Origin of the sequence: Azospirillum palustre (assembly GCF_002573965.1) — a bacterium.
Taxonomy (GTDB): Bacteria; Pseudomonadota; Alphaproteobacteria; order Azospirillales; family Azospirillaceae; genus Azospirillum; species Azospirillum palustre.
In genome coordinates this window covers 1,725,745-1,751,114 of sequence record NZ_PDKW01000043.1, presented here as the reverse complement: position 1 = coordinate 1,751,114, position 25,370 = coordinate 1,725,745, and the positions used below count along the sequence as shown (strand labels likewise).

The 25,370-nt window shown below is 67.2% G+C and carries 27 protein-coding genes and 1 tRNA gene; 22 read left to right on the top strand and 6 right to left on the bottom strand.

Features of this window, described 5'->3' with window-relative positions:
• Positions 1 to 241 precede the first annotated feature (241 nt).
• The 8 genes from CRT60_RS30535 (at position 242) to CRT60_RS30505 (ending at position 5,865) form a co-directional block, all read left to right on the top strand.
• The gene (locus CRT60_RS30535) at positions 242 to 472 is read left to right on the top strand and encodes a hypothetical protein (RefSeq protein WP_098740197.1); all 231 of its coding nucleotides are present in this window, start codon (positions 242 to 244) and stop codon (positions 470 to 472) included.
• Positions 473 to 849: 377 nt separating this feature from the next.
• Entirely contained in the window at positions 850 to 1,545 is a 696-nt protein-coding gene (locus CRT60_RS30530; RefSeq protein ID WP_098740196.1) for a hypothetical protein, read from the top strand.
• Positions 1,546 to 1,557: 12 nt separating this feature from the next.
• Positions 1,558 to 2,199 (top strand): hypothetical protein, encoded by a 642-nt coding sequence (locus CRT60_RS36315; RefSeq protein ID WP_161958136.1) that lies wholly within the window; start codon positions 1,558 to 1,560, stop codon positions 2,197 to 2,199.
• A complete protein-coding gene (locus CRT60_RS30525) occupies positions 2,159 to 3,115 on the top strand; it encodes an anthrax toxin-like adenylyl cyclase domain-containing protein (RefSeq protein WP_161958135.1) in 957 nt (318 codons plus the stop codon). Before CRT60_RS36315 ends, CRT60_RS30525 begins: the two co-directional genes overlap by 41 nt.
• A 13-nt stretch (positions 3,116 to 3,128) precedes the next feature.
• Entirely contained in the window at positions 3,129 to 3,923 is a 795-nt protein-coding gene (locus tag CRT60_RS30520) for a hypothetical protein (protein ID WP_098740194.1), read from the top strand.
• A gap of 233 nt (positions 3,924 to 4,156) precedes the next feature.
• Positions 4,157 to 4,576 carry an organic hydroperoxide resistance protein gene (locus CRT60_RS30515; RefSeq protein WP_012973667.1) on the top strand — a complete coding sequence of 140 codons (420 nt, stop codon included), beginning with the start codon at positions 4,157 to 4,159 and terminating at the stop codon, positions 4,574 to 4,576.
• 155 nt (positions 4,577 to 4,731) lie between these two features.
• The gene (locus tag CRT60_RS30510) at positions 4,732 to 5,190 is read left to right on the top strand and encodes a MarR family winged helix-turn-helix transcriptional regulator (protein ID WP_098740193.1); all 459 of its coding nucleotides are present in this window, start codon (positions 4,732 to 4,734) and stop codon (positions 5,188 to 5,190) included.
• 72 nt (positions 5,191 to 5,262) lie between these two features.
• Positions 5,263 to 5,865 carry a GNAT family N-acetyltransferase gene (locus tag CRT60_RS30505; RefSeq protein WP_098740192.1) on the top strand — a complete coding sequence of 201 codons (603 nt, stop codon included), beginning with the start codon at positions 5,263 to 5,265 and terminating at the stop codon, positions 5,863 to 5,865.
• Here the strand turns inward: CRT60_RS30505 and CRT60_RS30500 are convergent.
• The 3 genes from CRT60_RS30500 to arsC all read right to left on the bottom strand — a co-directional run bounded on the left by CRT60_RS30500 (position 5,856) and on the right by arsC (position 8,328).
• On the bottom strand, positions 5,856 to 6,836 hold the full coding sequence (locus CRT60_RS30500; RefSeq protein WP_098740191.1) for an alpha/beta fold hydrolase: 981 nt from the start codon (positions 6,834 to 6,836) through the stop codon (positions 5,856 to 5,858). The two genes, CRT60_RS30505 and CRT60_RS30500, sit on opposite strands and share 10 nt — an antisense overlap.
• 147 nt (positions 6,837 to 6,983) lie before the next feature.
• Positions 6,984 to 7,916, bottom strand: a complete 933-nt coding sequence (gene prmB / locus CRT60_RS30495; protein WP_098740190.1) for a 50S ribosomal protein L3 N(5)-glutamine methyltransferase — start codon at positions 7,914 to 7,916, stop codon at positions 6,984 to 6,986.
• A 70-nt stretch (positions 7,917 to 7,986) separates the two neighbouring features.
• Positions 7,987 to 8,328, bottom strand: a complete 342-nt coding sequence (gene arsC / locus CRT60_RS30490; protein WP_098740189.1) for an arsenate reductase (glutaredoxin) — start codon at positions 8,326 to 8,328, stop codon at positions 7,987 to 7,989.
• Positions 8,329 to 8,552: 224 nt separating this feature from the next.
• Between arsC and serA the strand changes: the two genes are divergently transcribed.
• Together serA and CRT60_RS30480 are read left to right on the top strand one after the other, a co-directional pair.
• Positions 8,553 to 9,797, top strand: coding sequence for a phosphoglycerate dehydrogenase (serA, locus tag CRT60_RS30485; RefSeq protein ID WP_098740188.1), 1,245 nt, complete (start codon positions 8,553 to 8,555; stop codon positions 9,795 to 9,797).
• A 98-nt stretch (positions 9,798 to 9,895) separates the two neighbouring features.
• The gene (locus CRT60_RS30480) at positions 9,896 to 10,618 is read left to right on the top strand and encodes a hypothetical protein (RefSeq protein WP_098740187.1); all 723 of its coding nucleotides are present in this window, start codon (positions 9,896 to 9,898) and stop codon (positions 10,616 to 10,618) included.
• A gap of 9 nt (positions 10,619 to 10,627) precedes the next feature.
• On the opposite strand, the gene CRT60_RS30475 is transcribed toward CRT60_RS30480, so the two are convergent.
• On the bottom strand, positions 10,628 to 10,987 hold the full coding sequence (locus tag CRT60_RS30475) for an HNH endonuclease (RefSeq protein WP_244592852.1): 360 nt from the start codon (positions 10,985 to 10,987) through the stop codon (positions 10,628 to 10,630).
• Between the two features lie 5 nt (positions 10,988 to 10,992).
• On the opposite strand from CRT60_RS30475, the gene CRT60_RS30470 reads away from it, so the two are divergent.
• The gene (locus tag CRT60_RS30470; RefSeq protein ID WP_143273423.1) at positions 10,993 to 11,316 is read left to right on the top strand and encodes a hypothetical protein; all 324 of its coding nucleotides are present in this window, start codon (positions 10,993 to 10,995) and stop codon (positions 11,314 to 11,316) included.
• 57 nt (positions 11,317 to 11,373) lie between these two features.
• On the opposite strand, the gene carA is transcribed toward CRT60_RS30470, so the two are convergent.
• On the bottom strand, positions 11,374 to 12,546 hold the full coding sequence (gene carA / locus CRT60_RS30465) for a glutamine-hydrolyzing carbamoyl-phosphate synthase small subunit (protein ID WP_098740184.1): 1,173 nt from the start codon (positions 12,544 to 12,546) through the stop codon (positions 11,374 to 11,376).
• 366 nt (positions 12,547 to 12,912) lie between these two features.
• Here carA and CRT60_RS30460 point away from each other — a divergent pair, with 366 nt between their 5' ends.
• From CRT60_RS30460 to CRT60_RS30425, 8 genes are all read left to right on the top strand, one after another.
• Positions 12,913 to 13,377, top strand: coding sequence for a GatB/YqeY domain-containing protein (locus tag CRT60_RS30460; RefSeq protein ID WP_098740183.1), 465 nt, complete (start codon positions 12,913 to 12,915; stop codon positions 13,375 to 13,377).
• A 78-nt stretch (positions 13,378 to 13,455) separates the two neighbouring features.
• Positions 13,456 to 14,049, top strand: a complete 594-nt coding sequence (locus CRT60_RS30455; protein WP_098740182.1) for a Uma2 family endonuclease — start codon at positions 13,456 to 13,458, stop codon at positions 14,047 to 14,049.
• A gap of 117 nt (positions 14,050 to 14,166) precedes the next feature.
• Complete coding sequence (gene dnaG, locus CRT60_RS30450; protein ID WP_098740181.1) at positions 14,167 to 16,074, top strand: DNA primase; 1,908 nt, start codon at positions 14,167 to 14,169, stop codon at positions 16,072 to 16,074.
• 200 nt (positions 16,075 to 16,274) lie between these two features.
• Positions 16,275 to 18,308 carry an RNA polymerase sigma factor RpoD gene (gene rpoD / locus CRT60_RS30445; protein WP_098740180.1) on the top strand — a complete coding sequence of 678 codons (2,034 nt, stop codon included), beginning with the start codon at positions 16,275 to 16,277 and terminating at the stop codon, positions 18,306 to 18,308.
• A gap of 145 nt (positions 18,309 to 18,453) precedes the next feature.
• Positions 18,454 to 18,529, top strand: a tRNA-Ile gene (locus CRT60_RS30440).
• Positions 18,530 to 18,582: 53 nt separating this feature from the next.
• Entirely contained in the window at positions 18,583 to 20,256 is a 1,674-nt protein-coding gene (locus tag CRT60_RS30435; protein ID WP_098740179.1) for a tetratricopeptide repeat protein, read from the top strand.
• Positions 20,257 to 20,518: 262 nt separating this feature from the next.
• Positions 20,519 to 21,028: a sigma-70 family RNA polymerase sigma factor gene (locus tag CRT60_RS30430; protein ID WP_042703142.1), complete on the top strand. Its 510-nt coding sequence runs from the start codon at positions 20,519 to 20,521 to the stop codon at positions 21,026 to 21,028.
• Positions 21,028 to 21,972: an anti-sigma factor family protein gene (locus CRT60_RS30425; RefSeq protein WP_098740178.1), complete on the top strand. Its 945-nt coding sequence runs from the start codon at positions 21,028 to 21,030 to the stop codon at positions 21,970 to 21,972. Before CRT60_RS30430 ends, CRT60_RS30425 begins: the two co-directional genes overlap by 1 nt.
• A gap of 67 nt (positions 21,973 to 22,039) precedes the next feature.
• On the opposite strand, the gene CRT60_RS30420 is transcribed toward CRT60_RS30425, so the two are convergent.
• Positions 22,040 to 22,684, bottom strand: coding sequence for an alpha/beta hydrolase (locus CRT60_RS30420; protein ID WP_098740177.1), 645 nt, complete (start codon positions 22,682 to 22,684; stop codon positions 22,040 to 22,042).
• A gap of 320 nt (positions 22,685 to 23,004) precedes the next feature.
• Here CRT60_RS30420 and CRT60_RS30415 point away from each other — a divergent pair, with 320 nt between their 5' ends.
• Genes CRT60_RS30415 through CRT60_RS30405 form a run of 3 tightly spaced genes read left to right on the top strand, consistent with a single transcriptional unit; the run spans position 23,005 to position 25,282 of the window.
• Positions 23,005 to 23,832, top strand: coding sequence for an SRPBCC family protein (locus CRT60_RS30415; RefSeq protein WP_098740176.1), 828 nt, complete (start codon positions 23,005 to 23,007; stop codon positions 23,830 to 23,832).
• On the top strand, positions 23,829 to 25,010 hold the full coding sequence (locus CRT60_RS30410; protein ID WP_098740175.1) for a zinc-dependent alcohol dehydrogenase: 1,182 nt from the start codon (positions 23,829 to 23,831) through the stop codon (positions 25,008 to 25,010). Before CRT60_RS30415 ends, CRT60_RS30410 begins: the two co-directional genes overlap by 4 nt.
• A 17-nt stretch (positions 25,011 to 25,027) precedes the next feature.
• A complete protein-coding gene (locus CRT60_RS30405) occupies positions 25,028 to 25,282 on the top strand; it encodes a hypothetical protein (protein ID WP_098740174.1) in 255 nt (84 codons plus the stop codon).
• The last annotated feature ends 88 nt before the right edge of the window (positions 25,283 to 25,370 follow it).

Genomic DNA, 25,370 nt, shown 5'->3' with positions numbered 1-25,370 from the left:
GTTCCAGGGCTTTTTCTTTGTCCGGGTCCTGGGGGGCGGCGCGTCTTCTGCCGGCACCGCTTGGAAGTCTTGGACGGGAAGGCAGCCGCACGGGGCCGGCCCGCAAAGCACTTCGGTGACGAGGTCGACCGACCATTCCGAACCGGACGGGGACCGGCGCAATGGGAGTGTCCGGAAGCGAAACGGGACCGAGCGCACGCTTTGGCGCGTTCATGCTCCACAGTGTCGCAACGAGGCCATCATGCTCCAACTCAATCCGCCGCTTCCCATGGACACCCCAAAGGGCCCCGCCCTTGCGCATTTCCTCATCGACTATGGCGCCGAGCATGATTTGTGCTGGGTCTGCTTCCAGGATGAGACGGGCGAATGCTGGACCTGGCGGAACCGGGACGTGCGGGCGCCAAAGAACATCACCATGGGTCGCAGGACCGACGAACGGCGCGGCAAGGTGGACCTCCGGGTAGCGGAATAACAGGCTTTTCAAGGCGCTGAATGCCTCGTGGTCGGAAAAGCCGGGCAGAACCGGCGCTGACCACGCCTCCGCCGCCTGAACAGCCGATTGAACCCGCTACAGCTTCACCGAGAATGATTGCCCAGGATCGGCGCGATGGCGCTGTGTCATTCCGTCTTCCAGCGACCAGGGAAAGAACGAATCTTTAGCTTTCGTTTTCCGGACTGCATCATCCATCATGCTTTCTCTTCCAAGTTGGTCCTCGGATGATCTATGCTTCCCCCGCTTGGGTTTCGAAATCATACCGGTCTTGAGACTGTCGGCGCATGCCTGCCAATGATGACACTCTTAATTGTCATCACTGATTGCTCCGGCAGTGTTGGAGATGACGTCGGATCATGCTGACCGTTAGCGGCGAACAATTCGGCGAAATGTCTCGGCAAGACCTGACACAGTTCGTCGAGTTCCTCTACGAAGACCTGCTGCCGGAATTTCCCGAGCTATTCCTCAGCCTGCCGCGCTCCGTGGCCTGCCGAATGCTGCGGCAGGGCGTAGAGCGGGCTCGGGCTTGGGGCTTCGTCGAGGCGGGTGGCATAGCCGCGTTCGTCCGCCTGATGGCGTTGATTGGGGCCGACTTCGATGAACATCCGATGGTTGCCGATGTGCTGGCGGACATCGCGGAGGCGGACGAGACAAAGCGGCTGTCCGCGTTGATCGACGGTCTTACCGAGGCCGATCTCGAAGAGGCATACGAGGACGCCGATGACCGGGCGTGGTTCGCTCCCGACGACACGCCCGGCTGGACCGTCGCCACGCTGTGCTGGACCTTCTCCGAACTGAGCGCGGTGCGTCCGGAGGAACGGCTCTACGCCCTTGCTGCCGCTGCGGCGGAAAAGGCACGGAAACTGGGGCTGGAAGACAATGATGCAGTGCCGGTCATAGCCGCCTGCATCGCCTTTTATGGCGACGATTTCGATGGCCCGAGCGGGCCGTCCTGGTGCCGGGATGTGCTGCCGCGTCCCGATCTCCCGCCCACAGTCCGGCTCGAGTTGCTACGGGCCAGGATTGCGCTGGATACCGGCCGGACGATTTGATCGGGAGCGGGGATGAGCGGTTCTCTTCACGGGCTCGGTGGCTTCCTCAAAGGAGCGTCGGTCGGGGTCTGCCAAGGCGTGAAATCCACGGTCACCTCAACCGCCGGTTGGACCTCGCGCCAACTCGACGATGCTGCGGCAAATCCCATAGGCAAACTGCGTCAAGTGCGCGACAGGGTGGCGAATGCCTACGATCTCGCCCTGCACGGGGCGGACAAGGCCCTCACTGCCTATGCCGAAGCGAAGGAACAGGCGGAGCCCGAGGGCCGGCTGGCCGAGTCCTACGGCACAATCGTAGGAGGCGGCGGGTTCGACGTCGGCTCGTTGTTGATCCCCGCCTCCAGCTCGGCCAACTGGCCGGTGTCTCGAAGCTGGTTAAGGGCGTCGAGGGCGTCGCCGATTCCGGAAAACTGGGTGAGCGACTGGAAAAGGCGGCAATCGTCAGTGGGCAATTGGGAAGGTCAGTCGGAAAATGGCCAGGAAATCTGCGGAGGGAACGCCCAAGTCGCTCAAGGGCAAGGCAATGGAGCAGGTCCGCAAAGCCGCGGCCACATTGCCATCGAAGCAGCCGGGTGCACTGGTGACCGACTGCCCCCATGTGAAGCGCGGAAAGATGCCCGCGATCAACAGCGGGGCGTGGCACGGGCGGTATAGAAAGGCGATCAAATCATCGAGCATGCTGCCCCATCATGCCGCTGGCTTCGCCACGGTGGCCAACACCCGCAAGGAGGTGATCATCGTCCGCAACGTTAACGAACATGCCCAGCCTTGGATCAAGATGGGTTGTCCGACGAAGGACATGCATATCAAAGGGAAAAGTGCTTCGTGGGGCCCGCACGCCGGCCTTATCCCGGAGAAGCAGGAATACAGCAAATTGACCGACGCCGGTGATGTGAAAAAGTACAACACTAAGGTCAAAAAGCTGCTGGCTGAGAAGCCGCCGGCTGCAAAAGCGCTGCCTTTGCGCATTCCGCCGCCGAATGGCGAGCCGGTGACGGTTCACGCCAACCTGGCGCCGCCTCCCAGTGAAGTGATGAAGGTTGGAGAGCACTATTACCGGGCGGGTCCTCCCGGTGAGAAGATGCTGTCCGATGCGGTGAAGCCGGTTCCTGACGGGGAGCCGCTGACCGTGCTGGCCGATCCCGTCTCAGGGATGCCGATCACTGCCGACTATGACCTGCTGGCCATCGGCAGGATTCCGCCGGAAGACCGACCGCCGTCTAAAATCATCAATGATGATGACGTACTTGGCACTTTGTCGCGCTCGGAAAAGAAGACGTTGCGTGCCCTTCAGCGTGCCACCGAAACGCCCGGTCGCGGCAGACCGTCCCAGCGGGTCGTCCATCATGGCCCCGAAAACAGGAACCCTGACGAGAAAATCGGTCGGCTGTCGCATAGCGATTTTCCGATGGCCTCGTACATGCCCGATGGTTCTGTGCGTTCAATCGAAAGCGAGCAACAGCTTCTCGACCTGTTCAACGACATGAACGCCAAGGGCTACAATCTAAGTCCCCATCCGGGCTGGGGCTGGGGTGACCCATCCGGTGGCCGGTACGCACTACCCGAATAAAGGAGAACCGTGTATGCCGCTGACCCGCCAGGAGCGCAACGACCTCGTTCGCCGCCTGACCCAGACCGAGCAGGCCCTCTATGATCCGGACCAGGTCTGGGACTATGATGTGCTGGAGCGCATGAGCGACGACATCGAGGAGATGCACGAGCAGTATTCGGAAGGCCTGCCCGCCGTTGGTGTGTCGCGTTGCCCGTATTGCCGGAAAGAACTGGCGCTGAAGGCGGACTTCTTCGGGCTTGACGGGCCGTTCTGGGGAGATATGGGCGAGGATGTTTTCGTCTCCGCCTGCCCCCACTTCCTTACCTACCTCGGCGCCCTCGACCTGCGGGGCCATACACCGACACTGGCGGAAACCGGCATCTACAATCAGATCCACGCCGGTCCTGCGGTTCCTTTCATCGTGCCGCGGCTGATGGCGATTCCAGGCATGGCGTGCGTGCTGTCGGTCCATGACATCGTGGAAAGCCGGTATCGGGCCTATTTCATGGCCTATTTCGCCAATCCGCCTGCACCGGCTGAGCAGGGACACCAGTATTGGCTCAGAACCCAGCATATGTGGAACGATCCCGCCCGCGGCGAGCAATGGAAGGTGTGTGGCGATGCCTGGGATTTCGATCTCGGCCGTTGGCTCGGAAACAGCAGGATCGCCTGGATCGCCCCCAACGACACCAGTCTGGCGCTGCTGGCACCGGCCGGTTGTCCGTATGTCGGTCTCCCCGGCCGCCGTCATCCGGTGATCCTGCACCGCGGCACCCTGGCGGACCGGCCGGCACCAACGGGTCAAGCCCCCGATCTGTTCGATTGAGGCCGGTTGAGTTTTCACGCAGTTAGCAGGAAGCAGGCGCAATCGTGCTGCCGCTCGACGGGCTGCGCATGCGCCAAATGCATTGCGCACAATTGAATAGCGCACGATCAAATACGTTGCGCGCAATTCAATTGTGCGTCATTGTTCTTCTCACAAGATCACGGGGGCCGGTTCGAGCCGCCGCCCAGGAAACCAAACTCCGCCACTTGGCGATCAATGAAGGAGCACACGTCATGAAGACCCTGTATTCGACCAAGGTGACCGCCACCGGTGGCCGCGACGGCAAGGCCGTCAGCGAGGATGGCCTGCTGTCGGTCGCACTGGCCGCGCCGAAGGAGCTGGGCGGCCAGGGTGGCGCCACCAACCCCGAGCAGCTGTTCGCCGCCGGCTATTCCGCCTGCTTCATCGGCGCCATCAAGTTCGTCGGCAACCGTGACAAGATCGCCGTCCCGGCCGATCTGACGGTGAACGCCACGGTCGGCATCGGTGCCCGCGACGATGGCGAGGGGTTCGGCCTGACGGTCGATTTCGTGGTTTCGCTGCCGGGCATGGACAAGGCCGCCGCCGAGGATCTGCTGGCCCGCGCCCACAAGGTCTGCCCCTACAGCCACGCGACCAAGGGCAACATCCCGGTCACCACGACCGTTGCCTAAGGGCCGTTGCCTGAGGGCCGGGCCTGAGACCGTCGCCTGAAGCGAAAAGTCTTCGGCATTGCGCCGCCGGGCTGTTGCGCGCGATTGTGCAGTCCGCACGGTCGACCGACGCGCAGCATCCCGGCGGCGCGCCGTCTTTTCAAGGTTCAGACATCATGGCAGCCGACAGGGACGATCCGCTTCTGCTTTCCAATCAGGCGTGCTTCGCGCTCTATTCCGCCAATCTGGCGATGAGCCGTGTCTATCGCCCGCTGCTGGAGCAGCTTGGCCTGACCTACCCGCAGTATCTGATCATGCTGCTGCTGTGGGAGGAGGACGGCCAGTCGATGAAGCTGCTCGGCGAGCGGCTTGGGCTGGACAGCGGCACGCTGACCCCGCTGCTGAAGCGCATGGAAGGGCAGGGGCTGCTGACCCGCAGCCGCGATCCGCAGGACGAGCGGCTGGTCCGCATCGGCCTGACCGCCGAAGGGGCGGCCCTGCGGACGCAGGCCGAATGCCTGCCGACCCGCATCGCCGCCGCCGCCGGCTGTTCCGCCGCGGAGCTGATGTCGCTCCGCGATGCGCTGCTGCGGCTGCGCGACGATCTGAACCGGGCGGCCGATCAGGACAGATAAGATTGGGACTGGAAATCGTCGGCGGGAGAGCCTTTTCTATCCAGCCGCTTTCCCGATCCAAGGGTTCCGCCCGTGAGTTCCGCACCGACTGACGACCGCTTCCGCCTTCGCTCCGCCGATGCCGACGACGCACCGGATCTGGCACGGCTGATCGACATCGCCGGCGGCGGCGTCTACGAATTCCTGCTCGACGGGCTGGTGCCGGGGATGACCGCGGCGGAGATGCTGGTGCCCGGTCTGGCCGGACGCAGCGGATCGCTGTCGTATCGCCAGAGCGGTGTCGCCGAGCTGGATGGGCAGGTGATCGGCATCGCCCATGGCTATCCCACCGACTGGATCCGGACCGAGGATCACAGCGGCCTGCCGCCCGACCGCGTCGCCCATATGGGCGAATTCCCCGAAACGCTGGACTGGGGCAGCTATTTCCTGTCCGCCCTGGCGGTCGATCCCGCGCACCGGCGCCACGGCATCGCCGGCCGGCTGCTCGGCTGGTTCTACGAGCGGGCACGGACCGGCGGCTTCGACCGCGTCACCCTGCATGTCTGGGCCGACAACGAGCCGGCCCGCCGTCTCTATGCCGGCGAGGGGTTCGAGGAGATCGGCAACGCCGCCATCCCCTGGCACCCCCGGCTGCCGCACCATGGCGGCAGCATCCTGATGCGGCGCTATCTGTGAGCGACGATCCGCGGAGCCGTCTTTCCGGCTGACAGGTCACCGATCCGGCGCACGACCAGCTCGGGGTCGACATAATGGACCATGTGGCCGGAGTCCGGCACCCAGTGCATCGTGCTGTCGGGCAGCACATGATGCAGCCGGCCGCTCTGCTCCTCCTGCTCGACCACGCGGTCTTGATGGCCGGCGAAGATCGCCACCGGGACGGTCACGTCGGCATAGCGGTGCTGCAGGCGGTCGGCAGCCGGCGCCATGGTCACGCCGTCCTGGGCGTTGGCGCGCATCTGGCCTGGCCGGATGGTCAGGGCGGCGGGGAAGCTCTCGGTCAGATGGTCCGGGACCGGACGGGGCGAGAACAGCGTCTTCAGCAGCCCCGGCATCATCGCCATCGAAACCGGCGGCGACAGGGTGTGCCGCAGCAGGTCGCCCAGCACAGGCATCGCCAGCGGCGCCACCAGAGCCGCATCGGCCCGCTTGGTCGGGAAATAATAGCCTGCCATCAGCACCAGCCCCTTCACCGTCCGCGGATGGTCCAGCGCCAGGGCCAGGGCCACCAGCGTGGCGTAGGAATGGCCGACCACCACGGCGTTCCCGATCTCCAGCGCGTCGAAGGCCCGGGCCAGCAGGTCGGCCTGATCCTCGGGCGTCCAGGCACGATCCCGCGGGCGGTCGCTGTGGCCCATGCCGGGCCGGTCGAAGGCGATCACGCGGTGGGTCCGGGCCAGACGCTGGAACAGCCCGCTCGCCAGCGAATCGCCGAGGGCGGAGACATTGCCGTGCAGCAGAACGACCGGCGGGCCGTTGCCGGCCTCCATGTAATGCAGCCGGACGCCATCGACGGTGAGGAAGCGGCCTTCCGGCGGATAGCGCCGCTCGGCCGCGCGCGCGGCAAGCGTGTTGGCGACGGCCAATCCGCCCAGGGTCAGCGCGGTGAGGCCCAGGGTCTTGAGCAGGGTGGAGCGGCGGTCGGTCATCGGCGGCGTCCTCTCGGGGCTGCTGCGGTGCAACATCGTCAGAGGACAACCGGCGGGCGGGAGAAGGGTTCCTGATGAAGTCGGGTCCCCACGTCTGTCCTCCCCGGATGGGGGCAGACGTGGGGGCAACCGCACTCTACCTTCGGCTCACTTCCCGGCCTTCAGCTGGTCCCGCGTCAGCCAGAACACCTCGCCGAAGCTGTTGGCGGTCTGCAGCCACAGGAAGTCCAGGTGGGGATAGTCCGCCTCCAGGATCTCGCGGCCGGTGCCGAACTCGCACAGCAGCCCGCCTTCCGGCGTCAGGTGCTTGGGGGCTTCCTTCAGGATACGGCGGACGATGTCCAGCCCGTCGTCGCCGCCGGCCAGCGCCAGTTCCGGCTCGGCGCGGAATTCCGGCGGCAGGGCTTCCATCGACTCGGCGTCGACATAGGGCGGGTTGGTGATGATGACGTCGTATTTCCGCGTCTTCAGCGGGGCGAACAGGTCGCCCTGATGCAGGGCGATGCGGTCCCCGAAGCCGCTGTCGGCGATGTTGCGCTTGGCCACCTCCAGCGCATCGGGCGACAGGTCCACCGCATCGACCTGCGCTTCCGGGAAGATGCGGGCGGCCAGGATGGCGAGGCAGCCGGAGCCGGTGCACAGATCCAGCACCCGCTCGACCGAGGTCGGGTCCTCCACCAGCGTGAAGTCGTCGCCGCCGAACAGGTCGGAGAACAGCAGTTCGCCGATGTAGGAGCGCGGGACGATCACCCGCTCGTCCACATAGAAGGGGATGCCCTGGATATAGGCCTTGTTCAGCAGGTAGGGCGCCGGCTTGCGGGTGTCGATGCGGGCATGGAGGATGCCGGCCACCGCCTCGCGTTCGGCCGCGGTCAGCCGGGAATCCAGATAGGGGTCGAGCTGGTCGACCGGCAGGTGCAGCGACTCCAGCACCAGGAACACCGCCTCGTCGAAGGCCGTGGTGGTGCCGTGGCCGTAATCCAGCTCGGCCTCGTTGAAGCGGCTGACGCCGTAGCGCAGGAAATCGCGGATGGTCGACAGCTCAGCGGCGGCGGATGCTGCGGTGTGCTTGCTGGTCACGGGCGGCGGGCTCCGGTGAAGGGACGGGGGTGAGGGAGCAGAGGCGAGGGGCAGGGCGGATCGGAGACGGTCAGAGCAGGTCCAGCACCGACTCCGGCGGGCGGCCGACGCGGGCGCGGTCGCCCTTGACCACGATGGGGCGTTCGATGGCCGCCGGATTGGCGGACAGGGCGGCGATCAGCGCCTCGCCGTCGAGGTCCTTCGCGATGCCGGCCTCCGCCGCTTCCTTGGCGCGGGTGATGTCGCGCGGACCTTTGCCCAGCTTGGCGAGGATCGCCGACAGCTCCGCCGCGGTCGGCGGGGTCTTCAGATACTCGATCACCGCCGGCTCGACGCCGCGGGAGCGCAGAAGCTCCAGCGTCTCGCGCGATTTGCTGCAACGCGGGTTGTGATAGATCGTCACGGCGCTCATGACAGGGATTCCAAGTTTGGAGAGCGGTCAGACAGATACACCCAACCCGCGCTGAGCGCCAATCCGGCATGCGGAAACGGACGCCGCGGCGCAACATCCGTCAGGTGACAAGGGCTGCCTTTGGTATTATTTTGCGCGCTCGCTTTTCCGAAAGGCCCTACGCGCCGTATCCCGGTGGGCGGGTCTTGCGGAACAGACCCGATGCCCAGATACGGAAGCCGGCCGTGACCAAGCTCTCGCTCTCCAAGGACAAGATCAACATCCTTCTGCTGGAAGGTGTCCACGACAACGCCATCGACGAGCTGGCCCGCGGCGGTTATGCCTCCGTCGAGCGGCTGCCGCGCGCGCTGGACGAGTCCGAGCTGCTGGAACGCATCGGCTCGGTCCACATCCTGGGCATCCGCTCGCGCACGCACCTGACCGCCAAGGTGTTCGAGGCGGCGAGCAAGCTGATCACCGTCGGCTGCTTCTGCATCGGCACCAACCAGGTCGACCTGAAGGCGGCGCGCCGCCACGGCGTGCCGGTTTTCAACGCCCCCTATTCCAACACCCGGTCGGTGGCGGAGCTGGTGATCGGCGAGATCATCATGCTGATGCGCGGCATCTTCGAGAAGTCGCAGCTGGTCCATGGCGGCGGCTGGATGAAGTCGGCCAAGGACAGTTACGAGATCCGCGGCAAGACGCTGGGCATCGTCGGCTACGGCCACATCGGCACCCAGGTGTCGATCCTGGCCGAAGCGATGGGCATGCAGGTCCGCTTCTACGACACCGTGCGCAAGCTGGCGCTCGGCAATGCGCGGGCCTGCGACTCGCTGGAGGAACTGCTGTCGGTGTCCGACGTGGTGACCCTGCATGTGCCCGACACCCCGCAGACCCGCGACATGATCGGCGAGCGTGAGCTGGCCGCCATGAAGAAGGGCAGCCACCTGATCAACGCCGCCCGCGGGCAGGTGGTGGAGATCGAGGCGCTGGCCGCCGCGATGAACTCCGGCCACATCCTGGGCGCCGCCATCGACGTCTTCCCGGTCGAGCCCGGCTCGGACAAGGAAGAGTTCCAGAGCGCGCTGCGCGGCATCAAGACCGCCATCCTGACCCCGCATATCGGCGGCTCGACGATGGAGGCCCAGGCCAACATCGGCACCGAGGTGGCGCAGAAGCTGCTTGAGTATTCGGACAACGGTTCCACCGTCGGCGCGGTCAACTTCCCGCAGGTGGCGCTGCCGGTGCAGGCGGGCTGCACCCGCTTCCTGCACGTCCACGAGAACCGTCCGGGCATGCTGCGCAAGGTGAACGAGGTGTTCTCCGGCCGCGACCTGAACATCGCCGCACAGTATCTCCAGACCGATCCGGAGCTGGGCTATGTGGTGGTCGACGTCAACGGCGACGTCGACGAGCTGGAGGTCGTCAACGACCTGCGCGCCATCGAAGGCACCCTGAAGGCGCGCTTCCTGTTCCCCTCCAAGCATTGAGTGGCCAGCATTGAGTGAAAAGGCCGCCGCCGCAGACCAGCGGTGGCGGCCCTTCCATATCTCTTGTGGGGGAACGGTTTCCCGGTAACAGTGCTGGGATGACCGTTCGCCTCCTGTTCCTTGCCCTTCCGGCAATCCTGCTGTCCATGTCGCCGGCCGTGGCGCAGTCGAACGGCTGCACCGGGTTTCCGCCGACCACGCTGGACCTCGACACCGTGCTGGCGCCGATCCAGCGCGACGATGCGCTGTCCATCGTGCAGCTCACCCGCCTGCCGGGACGCACGCCGGGGCCGGTCAGCAAAGCCGACAGCCATGTGCTGGGGCTGACCCAGGCGCGCTACGGCGAGCAGTCCCAGGTGTCGGCCCTGTTCAAGACGATGGGCGACGGCACCTATTGCGCCTCTGCCAGCAAGCTTGCCATCAGTTTCGGCTTCCAGCAGCGCATCGTCCATGTCGCCAGGGAAATCCCCGCCGGCTCCTGCCTGTATGGCGAGGTGCTTGCCCACGAGATGCGCCATGTCGCGGTGGACGAGGCCCTGCTGCAGGAGATGATGCCGCAGATTCGCAGCCGTCTGGATCAGGTGATCGCGGAGATGGTGCCGGTGCGCTCGCGCAGCCAGTCGCAGGCGATGGCGGCGGTCCGCCGGCCGCTCGAGTCGGCGATGCGGCGGATCATGCAGGACTTCGGCCGCGAGCGCGACCGCCGGCAGGCCCAGGTCGATACGGTGGAGGAGTATGAGCGGGTCAGCCGGGTCTGCAACGGCGAGGCCCGCAATTACCTGCCGAAACCCGCCACGCGGCGGACCGTCCGCCAGGGCTGACACCGGCGGTCAGCGCTTGCGCCGCCGCCGGTCTCTGGCTTGGCGATCGGTGGCATGGCCGTCGTTGAATTCCGGCGGCTTGCGGCGGACCCAGCGGATGAAGCCGGCAAGGTCGGGATGGCCGCGCAGGGCGCCGATCTCGTGATACTGGTCTCGCAGCTGCTGCTCGGTCAGCACCGCATGGATCTTCGCATGACAGATGCGGTGCATCGTCACCGTCTCGCGCCCGCCATAGGTGCGGGGGATCAGGTGGTGTTCGTTCAGGCTGGCCCCCGGCACCATGGGCCGGCCGCAGAGCGGGCAGGTGGGGCCGTCTGGCTCGGCGGCCGGCTGGGGCTTGTGGGAAAACGGATGATCGGGAAGACGCATATCTGTTGGAACCGCTGATCGCTGACCATGTTGGCAATCAAGGAGAGGCCATAAACGATATGGTCCGCAACCTCCAGGAGGCCACTGTGAACGATCCCAAATCACAGCCTCGCGACCGGAACCATGACGGCGAAAAGGCAGCCGCCAACCAAACCGCCGCCAGCCAGACTGCCGCCAGCCATACTGCCGATTGCACTCAGTACGGCCAAGCCGCCGGATCGCCCGGCGGCCGTGGCGGCACCAGCTGCTACGGTGGCATCCAGCGGGTGCAGCCGCGCACCGTGACCGCCGCAACGCTGGCCCCTGACAAGGACCGCAACGCCAAATAGAAAAAGGGGAGCCGCGCGAACGGCTCCCCCTTTTCATGACCTGTCGGCGATCTGGCGTCAGGCCGCCTTCTTCTCGGCGATCAGCTGGACGAAGCGGTCGAACAGATAGTGGCTGTCCTGCGGGCCGGGCGAGGCTTCCGGGTGGTACTGCACCGAGAAGACCGGCTTGCCCTTCAGGCGGATGCCTTCGTTGGTGCCGTCGAACAGGCTGACATGGGTGACCTCGGCGTCGGCCGGCAGCGTCTCCGGCATCACGACGAAGCCATGGTTCTGGCTGGTGATCTCCACCCGGCCGCTCGCCAGATCCTTCACCGGATGGTTGGCGCCGCGGTGGCCCTGCTGCATCTTGGTGGTCTTGGCGCCCAGCGCCAGCGACAGCATCTGGTGGCCGAGGCAGATGCCGAACATCGGCACGCCAGTGTCGAGCAGGCCCTTGATCGTCGGCACGGCATATTCGCCGGTGGCGGCGGGGTCGCCGGGGCCGTTGGACAGGAAGACGCCGTCCGGCTGGTGGCGCATCACGTCCTCGACCGTGGCGGTCGACGGCACCACCGTCACCTTGCAGCCGGCGGCTGCGAGGCAGCGCAGGATGTTGCGCTTGGCGCCGTAATCGATGGCGACGACATGGTACTGCGGCTTGTCCAGCGTGGCATAGCCGCCGCCGATGGTCCAACCGGCCTCGGTCCAGTCGTAGGTCTGGCGGCAGGACACGTCCTTGGCCAGATCCATGCCCTCCAGACCCGGCCAGCCCTTGGCCTTGGCGACCAGCGCCTCGATGTCGAACTTGCCGTCCGGCGCATGGGCGACGACGCCGTTGGGCGCGCCCAGGTCGCGGATTCGGCGGGTCAGGCGGCGGGTGTCGACGCCGGTCAGGCCGACGAGGCCGTAGCTCTTCAGCCAGTCGTCGAGATGGCGGGTGGCGCGCCAGTTCGACGGATCGGTGATGTCGGCGCGCAGGATCAGGCCGCGGGCTGCGGGCGTGATCGTCTCGATGTCCTCGAGGTTGGCGCCGGTGTTGCCGATGTGCGGGAAGGTGAAGGTGATGATCTGGCCGGCATAGCTGGGATCGGTCAGGATTTCCTGATAGCCGGTCATGGAGGTGTTGAAGCACACCTCGCCCACCGAATCCCCCGTGGCGCCGATGCCTCGGCCGCGGAACACGGTGCCGTCGGCCAGGACCAGGACGCCGGTGTGAACCGCATTGTCGGAGGGGGGAGTGGCGAGAGTCATTCCTGTGAACCTTCCCAAAAACCGCGGCCGGCGACGGATCGGGTGATCGGCGGAACGGCGACGGCCTAGCGTCCCGCCGGGCGCGCACACGTAGCCGCTCGCACCCCACCTCCGCCGGAATCAAGCGGTTATGTGGGATCGAGTGGGCTGATCGGATGGGCCGGACATCCTATATGACGATTGGACGCAGGATTTCCAGCAATAGCTTTGCAAGGCGGCCCTGATCCGCGGACAAAGTCGGACGGCCGCGGGGCACCCATTTGCCGGCTGGGGCTTTTGCCGTGGAAATCGGCGGCCATTTTCGGAATAGTCGGCTGTCCGGCCGGAGCCTCCTATCCCGGCCCGACGAACCAAGGAAGACGGGACATGACACTGCGCACGCAGTTCAACGACAGCCTCAAGGATGCGATGCGCGCGAAGGACCAGCGCGCGGTGTCCACCATCCGCATGATCCTCGCCGGCCTGAAGGACCGCGACATCGAAGCCCGGGGGCGCGGCGTGACCGACGGCATCGACGAGGCTGGCATCCTGTCGATGCTGCAGGGCATGGTGAAGCAGCGCACCGAATCGGCGGCGATGTACGAGCAGGGCGGCCGTCCCGAACTGGCCCAGCAGGAGCGCGAGGAGATCGCGGTCGTCGAGCGTTATCTCCCCAGGCAGATGAGCGAGGAGGAGGTCGCCGCCGCCATCGACGCCATCGTGACCGAGCTTGGTGCGGCCAGCATCAAGGACATGGGCAAGGTGATGGCCGAGCTGAGGGCCCGCCACGCCGGCCAGATGGATTTCGCCAAGGCCGGCGGCCTGGTGAAGGCGCGGCTCTCCGGCAAGTAAGGCCGGGCGGACGGGGCGCTGAAGCGAGGCTTGCGCCCCCATGCGGCAGACCGGTTGGGCAGTCGGGAGGACGGTGGAATGGTCGCGGTCCGCAAATCCGGTTTCCTGGGCATGACCGTCGCGGAGTTCCTCGACTGGAACGGCGACGGCACCGACACGCGGTACGAGCTGGTGAACGGCGAACCGCGCGCCATGGCGCCGGCGAGCGCCACGCACGCCTATCTGCAAGTGGCGCTCGCCCGGCTGATCGAAGGCCATCTGATCGACCGCGGTAGCCCCTGCCGGGCGGCGACCGAGGCGCCGGTGGTGCCCGGCTTGTCCAGCAACGTCAACTTGCGGGTTCCCGATCTGGCGGTAACCTGCGCGCCCGACGATCCGGACGCTCGTCTGCTTCCCGATCCGGTGCTCATCGTGGAGATCCTCTCGCCCGGCAACGAGCGCGAAACCCGCAGCAATCTCTGGGCCTATGCGTCAATCCCCAGCGTTCAGGAAATCCTGTTCGTCCAATCCACCCGCGTCGGTGCTGAACTGCACCGGCGGTGTAATGGTGACTGGCCGACCGAGCCGATCATCATCGGGCCGGACGATGAACTGGTTCTGGCCAGTATCGGATACCGGGTGCCGCTGATCCAAGTCTATGCCCGGACCAAACTGGTTCGGCAGCCGGACTGACCTTGCGCCGTCTGCACCCTTGGGGCCGGCGGCGCTGGTTCCCATACTATGCCTCTGCTATAGCGTGGCCCCCATCGCTTCCGCCTATCGTCCTTCGCATCCGGTGACCGTTCGACCATGGCCTTCCCGCCCCAATTTCTGGAAGAACTGCGCACCCGGCTGACCCTGTCGGAAGTGGTCTCCAAGCGGTTGCGGCTGATCCGCGCCGGCCGCGAGTACAAAGCCCCCTGTCCCTTCCACAATGAGAAGTCGCCGTCCTTCTACGTCAACGACCAGAAGGGCTTTTTTCATTGCTTCGGTTGCGGCGCCCATGGCGACATCATCGGTTTCGTCATGCGCCACGACAATCTCGGCTTCCCCGAGGCGGTCGAGCATCTGGCCGGCGAGGCCGGTCTGCCGGTGCCCCGCCCGACGGAGGAGGACCGCCAGCGCTACGAGCGGCGCAAGACCCTGCATGACCTCGTCGAGCAGGCGGCGCGCTGGTTCGAACAGCAGTTGCACACCTCCGCCGGGCGGTCGGGGCTGGATTACTTCCTGCGGCGCGGTCTGGACGGCGAGACCATCGCGCGCTTCCGGCTGGGCTACGCGCCCGGCGATTCGAATGCGCTGCGCACATATCTCGGCAAGCAGGGCTTCTCCGACGAGGACATGGTCAATGCCGGGCTGCTGAAGCGGCCGGACGACGGCCGGTCGCCCTACAGCTTCTTCCGCAACCGCGTGATGTTCCCGGTGACCGACCGGCGCGGGCAGGTGGTGGCCTTCGGCGGACGCATCCTGGAGGGCGACGGCCCGAAATACGTCAACACCGCCGACACGCCGCTCTTCCACAAGGGCACGCTGCTCTACGGCCTGTCGCGGGCGCGGCAGGCGGCGGCGGACGGCAAGCCGGTGATCGTCGCCGAAGGCTATATGGACGTGATCGCGCTGGTCCGCGCCGGCTTCGAGGGGGCGGTGGCGCCGTTGGGCACCGCGCTGACCGAGACCCAGGTGCAGGAGCTGTGGAAGTTGATCCCGGCGGCGGAGAAGGTGCCTTTCCTGTGCTTCGACGGCGACAATGCCGGCCGGCGGGCGGCCTGGCGGGCGGTGGAGCGCATCCTGCCGCACCTTGCCCCCGGCCAGTCGGCCCGCGTCGCCTTCCTGCCGGAGGGCGAGGACCCCGACAGCCTGATCCGCGCCCAGGGGGCGAAGGCGATGGGAGCGGTGCTGGAGGCCGCCATCCCGCTGTCCGACGCCCTGTGGCGGATGGAGAGCGAGGGCCGGCCGACCGACACGCCGGAGGCCAAGGCCGCGGTGAAGGCGGCGCTGGAGGCCCGCGTCGCCACCATCGCCGACCGCGACGTCCAGAGCTTCTACCGCACCGAGATGCGCCGCCGCGTCGACGAGGCCTTCGCCCCGGCCCGGCCGGCCTACAACCGCGGGCCGTGGGTGCCGGGGCAGGGGCGGGGACGCTTCGGCGAGGCGCCGCGCCGCCATGTGCCGGGCACGCCCGGACGCCTGACCTCCAAGCCGGCGGGGGAGGGGCGCGGCCGTGCCTCCCGCCTCGCGTCGATGCGCGAGCGCATTCTGCTGGCCACGCTGATCAACCATCCGGATTTGTTCGGCGAACTGGCGGAGCCGCTGGGGCTGTTGCCATTCGGTGACCCGGAGCTGGAAAAACTGCGCTGGGCGGTCATCGAATGCCTTTCCGACGACCGCAACCACGACTCGACACTTGACGCCGATGCGCTTTGTCGCCACTTGTCATCCGCCGGCCATGAGACAATGGTCGGTGCTTTGCTAGGCGAGTCGACCTATGTCCATGCCGGCTTCGCCCGTCCGGACGCCTCCACGGAGGACGCTCGGAAGGGATGGTGGCCTGCGTGGCGGCATCTGCATCACGAGCGGGTGCTCGACGATCTTAGGGAAGCGAAGGCCGCTCTGACCCGTGACAACAGCGAGGCCAACTTCGCGAGGGTCGTGGCTCTTCAGCAGGAGGTCATAAAGTCCGGCATGGGTATCGCGGACAGTGACTTTGACGACATCTGACTGTTGATGATGCATATCGTCGGCAATCGGGTGTCGGTTGATGGGTACAGAGGGTAACAGGACGGGGCCGCATGACAGTTTCTGTGATGGCGGGTTCTGGGTAGATACATGGTTTGGGGGTGGGGCGGACGGGCCGGGAAACCGGGACCGGGCGCTCCTTTCGTCTTTATTCACTGGGGTAATGCGGGGGCACCGATCGCATGGCCACGAAAGCTGCGAACAGCGTGGAAGTTTCCGAAACGCGGGAGGAATCCGCAGACGGTCCTCTGATGGACGGCATGGGTTTGGCCGTCAAGAAGATGATCGCCCGCGGCAAGGAGCGCGGGTATGTCACCTATGACGAGCTGAACGCAGCGCTGCCACAGGATTCGTCCTCGTCCGAGCAGATCGAAGACACGATGGCGATGCTGTCCGAGATGGGCATCAACATCGTCGAATCGGAAGAGCAGGATTCGGAGAACAGCGGCGAGGCCGGTAGCGAAGGCGAGGGCCGTTCGTCGGGCAATCTCGACGACGACGACATCGGCCGCACCGACGACCCCGTGCGCATGTACCTGCGCGAGATGGGGTCGGTGGAGCTGCTGTCGCGCGAAGGCGAAATCGCCATCGCCAAGCGGATCGAAGCCGGCCGCGAGATGATGATCGGCGCGATCTGCGAATCGCCGCTGACCATCCGCGCCATTCTGGAGTGGCATGATTCCCTGATGGAAGGGAAGATGCTGCTGCGCGACATCATCGATCTGGACGCCACCTATGGCGGTGGCCCGGACGGTGAGGAGATTCCTGAGGGTCTTGCCGAGGTGGTCGAGGCCGCCGGCACCCCTGGCGCCGTCCCCGGAGGCGCCGCCGCCGCCGCTCCCGCCGCCGGTGCCGATGCGCCGGCCGGTGAGGAAGGCGACGAGCCGCGTCCGCCGCGCGCCGAAGGCGAGGGCGAAGAGGGCGAGGAAGGCGACGAGGGCGACAACAGCCTGTCGCTGTCCGCGATGGAAGCCGCGTTGAAGCCGCAGGTCATCGAGACCTTCGAGAACATCAAGGCGACCTACGACAAGCTGCACAAGCTGCACGAGTCCCGTATGGGGTCGATGCAGCGCGGCGAGGACGTCGCCAAGCAGACGGACAAGAAGTACGACAAGCTGAAGCTCGAAATGGTCGAGCTGATGAACACCGTCCGCCTGAACAACCAGCGCATCGAGCAGCTGGTCGAGCAGCTCTATGGTCTGAACCGCAAGCTGACCGGCTTCGAAGGCCGCCTGCTGCGCATGGCCACCGAGTGCCGGGTGAAGCGCGAGGACTTCCTGAACCAGTATTTCGGCCACGAGCTGGACCCGAACTGGCTGGAGCGCATCCGTGGCCTGAACCCCAAGACCTGGGGCAAGTTCGCTGAGAAGTACGACGCCGAGATCCGCAAGACGCGCGAGTCGATCTCGAACGTCGCCGAGGAAGCGCGTCTGCCGATCAACGAGTTCCGCCGCATCGTCTCCACCGTCCAGAAGGGCGAGAAGGAAGCGAGCCGGGCCAAGAAGGAGATGGTCGAGGCCAACCTGCGTCTCGTCATCTCCATCGCCAAGAAGTACACGAACCGCGGCCTGCAGTTCCTGGACCTGATCCAGGAGGGCAACATCGGCCTGATGAAGGCGGTGGACAAGTTCGAGTACCGGCGCGGCTACAAGTTCTCGACCTACGCCACCTGGTGGATTCGTCAGGCCATCACCCGTTCCATCGCGGACCAGGCGCGGACCATCCGCATCCCGGTCCACATGATCGAGACGATCAACAAGCTGGTCCGCACCAGCCGCCAGATGCTGCACGAGATCGGCCGCGAGCCGACCCCGGAAGAGCTGGCCGAGCGTCTGATGATGCCGCTGGAGAAGGTCCGCAAGGTCCTGAAGATCGCCAAGGAGCCGATCTCCCTCGAAACGCCGATCGGCGACGAGGAGGATTCGCATCTCGGCGATTTCATCGAGGACAAGAACGCCGTCCTGCCGCTGGACGCCGCCATCCAGGCGAACCTGCGCGAGACGACGACCCGTGTCCTGGCCTCGCTGACGCCGCGCGAGGAGCGTGTGCTGCGCATGCGCTTCGGCATCGGCATGAACACCGACCACACGCTGGAAGAGGTCGGCCAGCAGTTCAACGTGACCCGCGAGCGTATCCGCCAGATCGAGGCGAAGGCGCTGCGCAAGCTGAAGCACCCGTCGCGGTCGCGCAAGCTGCGCAGCTTCCTGGATACCTGATTGGGATACCTGATCGGGAAGCGTACTTTTCGAGACGAAGCGGGGGCCAATCGGCCCCCGTTTTCGTTTTCGGGTTTCCGCGTCGGAACGATGAACGAGGGGTTGCAATTCCCCAAAGCTTTGTCGCAAAGTGCGCCCCGCGGTAGGGCCTGTAGTTCAGCGGTTAGAACGCGCCGCTCATAACGGTGTTGTCGTCGGTTCAAATCCGGCCGGGCCCACCACGCCTCCCCGACCGACCCAACACTCTGATCGGGGGCATGGCGGGGGCATATTCGTGGGTGACGTTCTCCAACTCATTCAATCGGCGGCGGCGGCGTTGCAGCGGCGGGAGCCGGCAGCGGCGCGCAGGGCGTTGCGGCAGGCGCTGGCGCTCGATCCGGGGCGCGGCGATGGCTGGAGCATCCTCGGCGTCGCCGCCATCGGCAGCGGCGATGCGGTGGGGGCGCTGGCGCCGTTCCGGCGGTCGCTGTGCAGCGCGCCGGGCAATCCCGCCTATGCCCGCAACCTCGCGGCCTGCCTGAAACGGCTGGGGCGGGCGGAAGAGGCGGCGGCCGTCCTGCATCGGGCGGCGCTTGCCGGCGCGCTGGCTCCCGACCTGCTCTGCGATCTCGCCGATCTGCGGCTGGGCAGCGGCGACGAATCGGCGGCGCTGGCGCTTTACCGGGCGGCGCTGCGGCTGGCGCCCGACCATGGGCGCAGCCTGAACAATCTGGCGGAAGCCCTGCGCCGGCAGGCCATGCCGGCGGCGGCGACGGAGCTGGCCCGGCTGGCCCGGCTTCGCGGCACGGCGCCGGCCTGGGCCGCGGCAGGGGCGGAACTGGTCGAGGCGGGACGGATCGAGGAGGCGCAGCCGGCGCTCTGCCGGGCGCTGGCGCTCGATCCGGCCGATCCGGCAAGCTGGAGCAATCTCGGATTCGCGCATCTGCAACGGCATCGGGCGGAAGCGTCGGTGGCGGCCTTCGCCCATGCCCGCCGCCTCGACCCGGCCCTGGCGGAGGCGGCGGTCGGGCAGGGCAGCGCGCTGATGCTGATGGGGCGCCTGCGCGAGGGGGCGGCGCTCTATGAGGAGCGGGTGCGGCTGCCGCTGTTCCAGCCGCCGCGGCGTTTCGACCGGCCGGACTGGGACGGCAGCATCCGGCCGGGGGCGACCTTGCTGATCCATGCCGACCGTGGCATAGGCGATGCGATCCAGTTCATCCGCTATGCGCCGATCCTGCGGGCGCAGGGCATGCGGGTGCTGTTCTGCGGCCAGGAAAACCTGCTGGGGCTGCTGCGGTCCTCCGGCATCGTCGATGCCGCCTTCGGCTATGAGGAGGAACTGCCGCCCTACGACATGCATGCCCATGTGATGAGCCTGGTCCATCGGATGGGGACCGAGCTGGGCAGCATTCCAGCCGACATCCCCTATCTCCACGCCTCGCAGGCGGCCAAGGCCCTCTGGGCCGGGAGGGCCGCGGGTCTGGAGGGGCTGAGGATCGGCATCGTCTGGGCCGGTTCGGTGCATTTCCGCTATGATCGCGTCCGCTCGCCCCGGCTGGAGCCGCTGCTGCCGCTGTTCGGCATTCCGGGGACGACGGCGGTGGTGCTGCAGTTCGGGGAAGGGCGTGGCGACATGGCCAAATTGCCGCTGCCCGCCGGCACCGTCGATTGGGGCGACGCGTTGCAGGGCATGGACAACACCGCGGCAGCCCTGGGCGAGCTGGATGTGGTGATCAGCTCCTGCACCTTCATGGCCCATCTGGCCGGCGCGCTGGGGCGGCCGGTGTCGGTGCTGCTGCATGCCGGGTCGGAATGGCGCTGGCTGCGCGGGCGTGAGGAGTCGCCCTGGTATCCGACGGCGCGGCTCTACCGCCAGACGGTTCCCGGCGACTGGTCGGGGCCGGTGGAGCGGCTGCGGGCCGATCTGGCGGCATTGGCGGAGCGGCGGATTGCCCTGGCCGGCAACTGACGGGGCCGCTCTGAAGCCTTTTCGGCACAAGCGTGGCGGTACCGCACAAATTTTGCTGCAAGCCTCATAAAGTCTGGAATAAAGGATGCGCGGCGCGCGTTCGCACCCATATGCATCGGGTCCCCCCTTTCGGCCGCAGGGTCGAAAGAGCCGGCCCGGCCTCTGGAGTTGCGGCGCCCTCGTCGCCCCGTCCGCCTTGTCGGCAGAAGGGGGAGGCCATGGCGTGAGCCGTGGCGTGATCGGTTAAGGATCGGGTGCGCGGTTGAGCAAATTCGGGGTCGATCTGGAAGTCCACATCGCGTCCTTGCGGCGCTACGCGCGTGCGCTGATGCGCAACAGCGCGGATGCGGAGGATCTGGTGCAGGAGGCGCTGACGCGCGCGGTGGCGCGTGCCGACAGCTTCCAGGCGGGGACGAACCTGCGGGCATGGCTTTTCACCATCCTGCACAACGTTCACGTCAATCAGGTCCGTTCCAAGGCTGCCCGGCCGCAGGAGGTCGACGTCGACGACGTCGAATCCAAGCTGGTCAGCCCGCCCCGGCAGGAGGAGCGTGTCGAGCTGCGCGAGATGATGCGCGCGGTCGACGAGTTGCCGGAGGAACAGCGCAAGGTGCTGCTTCTGGTGGCGCTGGAGGGCCTGAAATACGACGAGGTCGCCGACATGCTCGGCGTGCCGATCGGGACCGTCATGTCGCGCCTGTCGAGGGCGCGCGAGGCGGTGCGGGCGAAACTGGCGAACGAGGGTGGCGTTACCCTCCGGCGGGTGAAGTGATGAACGCGCATCAGGGACTGGGACGGGTCACGGAGGACGAGCTCCACGCCTATGTCGATGGACAGCTGGACGGCAACCGCCGTCTGGCGGTGGAGCGATGGCTGGCCGAGGATCCGGAGGCGGCACGCCGGGCGGAGGATTACCGCGCCCAGGCGATGCTGCTGCACGAGATGTTCGACACCGTCCTGCGCGAGCCGCCGAGCGACCGGGTCCAGGAGCTGTCCGACCGGCTGAAGGGGCGCGTCGCCTTCAACGACAACCGTCCGGCCTGGCATGCCCGTCCGCTGGTGCGCTTCGCCGCGGCGGTCATGCTGGTGGTCGCCGGTGCCGCCGGCGGCTGGATGGGCCGCGGGGCCGACCAGCAGGCCGCTGCCCCCGTCGCCCAGCAGCGCCAGACGCTCGCCACCTTCGCCCAGGAAGCCACCCAGGCGCACCGCTTCTACACCTCGGACGAACGCTTCCAGGTGGAGCTTGGCGCCGACAATCAGGACGAGCTGAACGGCTGGCTGTCGAAGCGGATGGGCCGCGACGTGTTCGGGCCGGACCTCGGCCGCGTCGGCTATCGCCTGATCGGCGGCCGGTCGCTGCCGACCGACCTCGGTGCCGGCGCCCAGTACATGTACGCCAACGACGGCAACAAGCGGATCACCCTGTTCGTCGGCGCTCCGCAGAGCGGCAACCAGTCCAACTTCAGCTTCACCCAGAACGGCGACGTGGCGACCTTCTACTGGGTCGAAGGGCCGCTGGCCTACGCCCTGGCCGGCCGCCTGTCGAAGGAGGAGCTGCTGGAGATCGCCAAGGCGGTCTATCAGGACGTGAAGGCCGGCCCGCCGCGGCGCGAGGCCCCGCCGGAGCAGCCCCAACAGCAGCAACCCCAACAGCAGCAGGAACAGCCGGCGGGCGTGCAGCCGATCAGCGACACGCACAAGGCCAAGGAGAGCTGAGGGAATTCGAGAGGGGCGCCGGTGGCGCCCCTTGTCGTTTCGACAGAGCCTTTCGCTCCAGCAGGGCCTATCGCTCCAGCAGGTAGGTCTTCAGCCAGTCGCGCACCTCGCGGCAGACCGCCTCCGACGCCTCCTCCAGCGCATGGCCGGTGCCGGGGACCAGAACCAGCTTCTTCGGTTCGCCCGCCTTGCGGTGGACGTGGATGGAGCAGCTGGCCGGCAGAATCTCGTCCGCCTCGCCGTGGATCAGCAGGATGGGGCAGGACAGGTCGCCGACCGGATCGGTGCCGTAGCACTGGGTCGCCAGCGTCACCACGGTGCAGACCGCGCCCCGGTTCGACGCCGCCGCCTGGATCGCCACCGCGCCGCCGAAGGAATGGCCGACCAGCGCCACATGGTGGATGCCTTGCCGGCTGAGGAAGCTGAGCCCGCACAGCACGTCGTACACCGCCTCCCCCAGGTCGCGTGAATCGCGGAAGCGCAGGCGCAGAGAGCTGATCCCGTCGGCGGTGAAATCCGCGGACAGGCGCGGATAGAGCCCGCGCGCCGGGCTGTCGAACCCGCCGCCGACCCCACCGACCCACAGCACCGCCAGTTCGCCGTCCGGCACCGGGTAGAAGCGGGCCTGGACAGGGCCGCGGTCGGTTTCCAGTGTCGCCGGCCGAAAGCCCTCGGCGTCGACGATGCCCATGGTGGCGTCCAGAAGAGGCACGGCGATCCTCCCATCCGATCCTTGCTGTGGAGACTTATACCAGTGCTGGAAAGTTCCGACCTGCGGTCGGCACTTTCCAGCCCCTCAGACGCCGGGCGGCCCGCGTCCGCGGGCCTTGGCTTCGCGGGCATGTGCCCGCGCGGCCGCCGTCGCGGCCGATACCAGGGTCAAAAGTCAAAACTTTCTGACCCTGGTATAACAGCGCAGACGCCCCGCGGTTGCCGCTTACCACCGCAGGTGAGGCGGCGGGCGAGGCAACGAAGCCGCAACCCGGCTGTTCTCTGTCCATGGTTCTTTGCACAGACGGGAAAGGAGCGGCGATGGCGTCGAACAGTTTGACCGGGCGGGGCGGCCGCTGGCCGCAGCCGGACTCTCTCCTCTCGGGCCTGGGTTCCGGCCTTGCGGGCGCGGGATCGGGCGATGCCGCCACCGGCGGCCGCTGGCTCGCCATGGTCGGCGGTACGGCACTCGGCGTTCTGGGATTGCAGCGGCCGGGCTGGGGCGGGGCGATGATGGCGCTGGGCGGCGCCGGCCTGTTCGCCGCCGGTGCCCTCGGGCTGCGGCCCTTCGGCGAGCGGTCGCTCGGCACGGCACAGATCCCCGGCGCGTGGCGCCACCAGGGTCCGGCCACCCGCCGCCGGTCGCTGACGCCGGAACGCACGCAGGCGGTGGTCACCATCGCGTCGGATGCCGGGACGATCTTCCGTTTCTGGCGCAACTTCGCCAACCTGCCGAAGCTGATGCCGCAGCTGGAGCGGGTCGATGTGCTGTCGGCGACCGAAAGCCGCTGGATCGGCAAATCCGCGACACCGTCGGCGACTGAGGCGCCGAACTGGCGCTGCGTGCTGGACCGGGTCGACGAGGACCGGCTGCTGACCTGGCATACGGTGGGCGAGACGGCCCTGCCGCACCGCGCCTCGCTGATGCTGAGCCCGGCACCGGGCGACCGCGGGACGGAGGTGCGGCTGACGCTGGTCTACCGCGTGCCGGCGACCGAGGTGGCGGCGCTGCTGGGCACCTCGCCGGCGGGACAGGCGGAGGAGGCGCTGCGCCGGCTGAAGCAGCGGGTCGAGACGGGCGAGTTGTCCACCATCGAACGGCAGCCGCGCGGCGGAACCTCCGGCCCCTTCCGGGAGGCGACGGAATGAAGGCGCTCTGCTGGAACGGAACCAACGATCTGCGGGTGGAGCGGGTGCCCGACCCGGTGCTGGTCAATCCGCATGACGTGATCGTCAAGGTGGCGCTGTCGTCGGTCTGCGGGTCGGACCTGCATCTGATCGACGGCTATGTGCCGACCATGCGGCCCGGCGACATCATCGGCCACGAGTTCCTGGGCGAGATCGTCGAAAAGGGGCCGGAGGTCCGCTACCTCAACCGCGGCGACCGGGTCATCACGGTGTCGATCATCGGCTGCGGCCATTGCGGGCACTGCCAGCACGGCGAAAGCTCGCTGTGCGACAACTCCAACCCGAATCCGGACTATGCCCGCACCGCCTACGGCCATTGCGGTGCCGGCATCTTCGGCTACAGCCACGCCTTCGGCGGCTATGCCGGCAGCCATGCCGAATACATCCGCGTGCCTTATGCCGACTTCAACGCCTTCCGCGTGCCCGACGGGGTGAGCGACGAGAAGGCGGTGTTCGTGTCCGATGCCGTGCCGACCGGCTACATGGCCGCCGACATGGCGGGCATCAGGCCGGGCGACGTGGTGGCGGTGTGGGGCTGCGGCGGCGTCGGCCAGATGGCGATGCGCAGCGCCACTCTGCTGGGGGCGGAGCGGGTGATCGGCATCGACCGCTTCCCCGACCGGCTGCGCGCCGCCCAGATGAAGGCGGGGGCGGAGACGCTGGACTACAGCCGGGTCGACATCTTCGACGCGCTTCAGGCGATGACCGGCGGGCGCGGTCCCGACGTCTGCATCGACGCCGTCGGCATGGAGGCCGACAGCGGGTCGAACGCGGTGGAGGATCTCTATGACCGGGCCAAGCAGGCGGTGGGATTGCAGACCGACCGGCCGGCGGTGCTGCGCCAGATGATCGAGAGCTGCCGCAAGGGCGGCACCCTGTCCATCGTCGGCGTCTATGGCGGGCTGATCGACAAGTTCCCGATGGGGGCGGCGATGAACAAGGGCCTGACCTTCCGCATGGGCCAGCAGAACGGCCAGCGCTATGCCGAGCGGCTGTTCGAGCATATCCGCAACGGCGAGCTGGACCCCTCCTACCTGATGACGCACCGGCTGCCGCTGGACGACGGCCCGCAGGCCTACCGCATGTTCAAGGAGAAGGCCGACGACTGCCTGCGCGTCGTCTTCGCGCCGCAGGGTTGAAGCGAAGGGAGGGACAGATGGAACTGGTCTATGCCTATCCGGCGGAGCGCGGCCGGGGCGTCGAGGCCGAGATCGTCGGCAGCCTGCGCGACCGCTTCGGCACCGTCGTGCAGCAGGGGCGGGAGGAGCGGGATGCCGAGCGCGGCGACCGCTCCGACGTGGTGGTGACGCTGGAGGTCAGCGACGACAAGGTCGAGGCGGCGCTGACCGCGCTCCGCGCCCACCCGCTGGTGATCGATGCCGCCGCACGGAGCTTCGGCGAGCGGGTGTGAGGGAGCCTTGCCCCGGAAGCGATACCTCCATCGGGCCTCTTTCCAGGCCGGCCGGCCTGTCGTCCGCTCTCCCTCTTCGGAGCTGGGA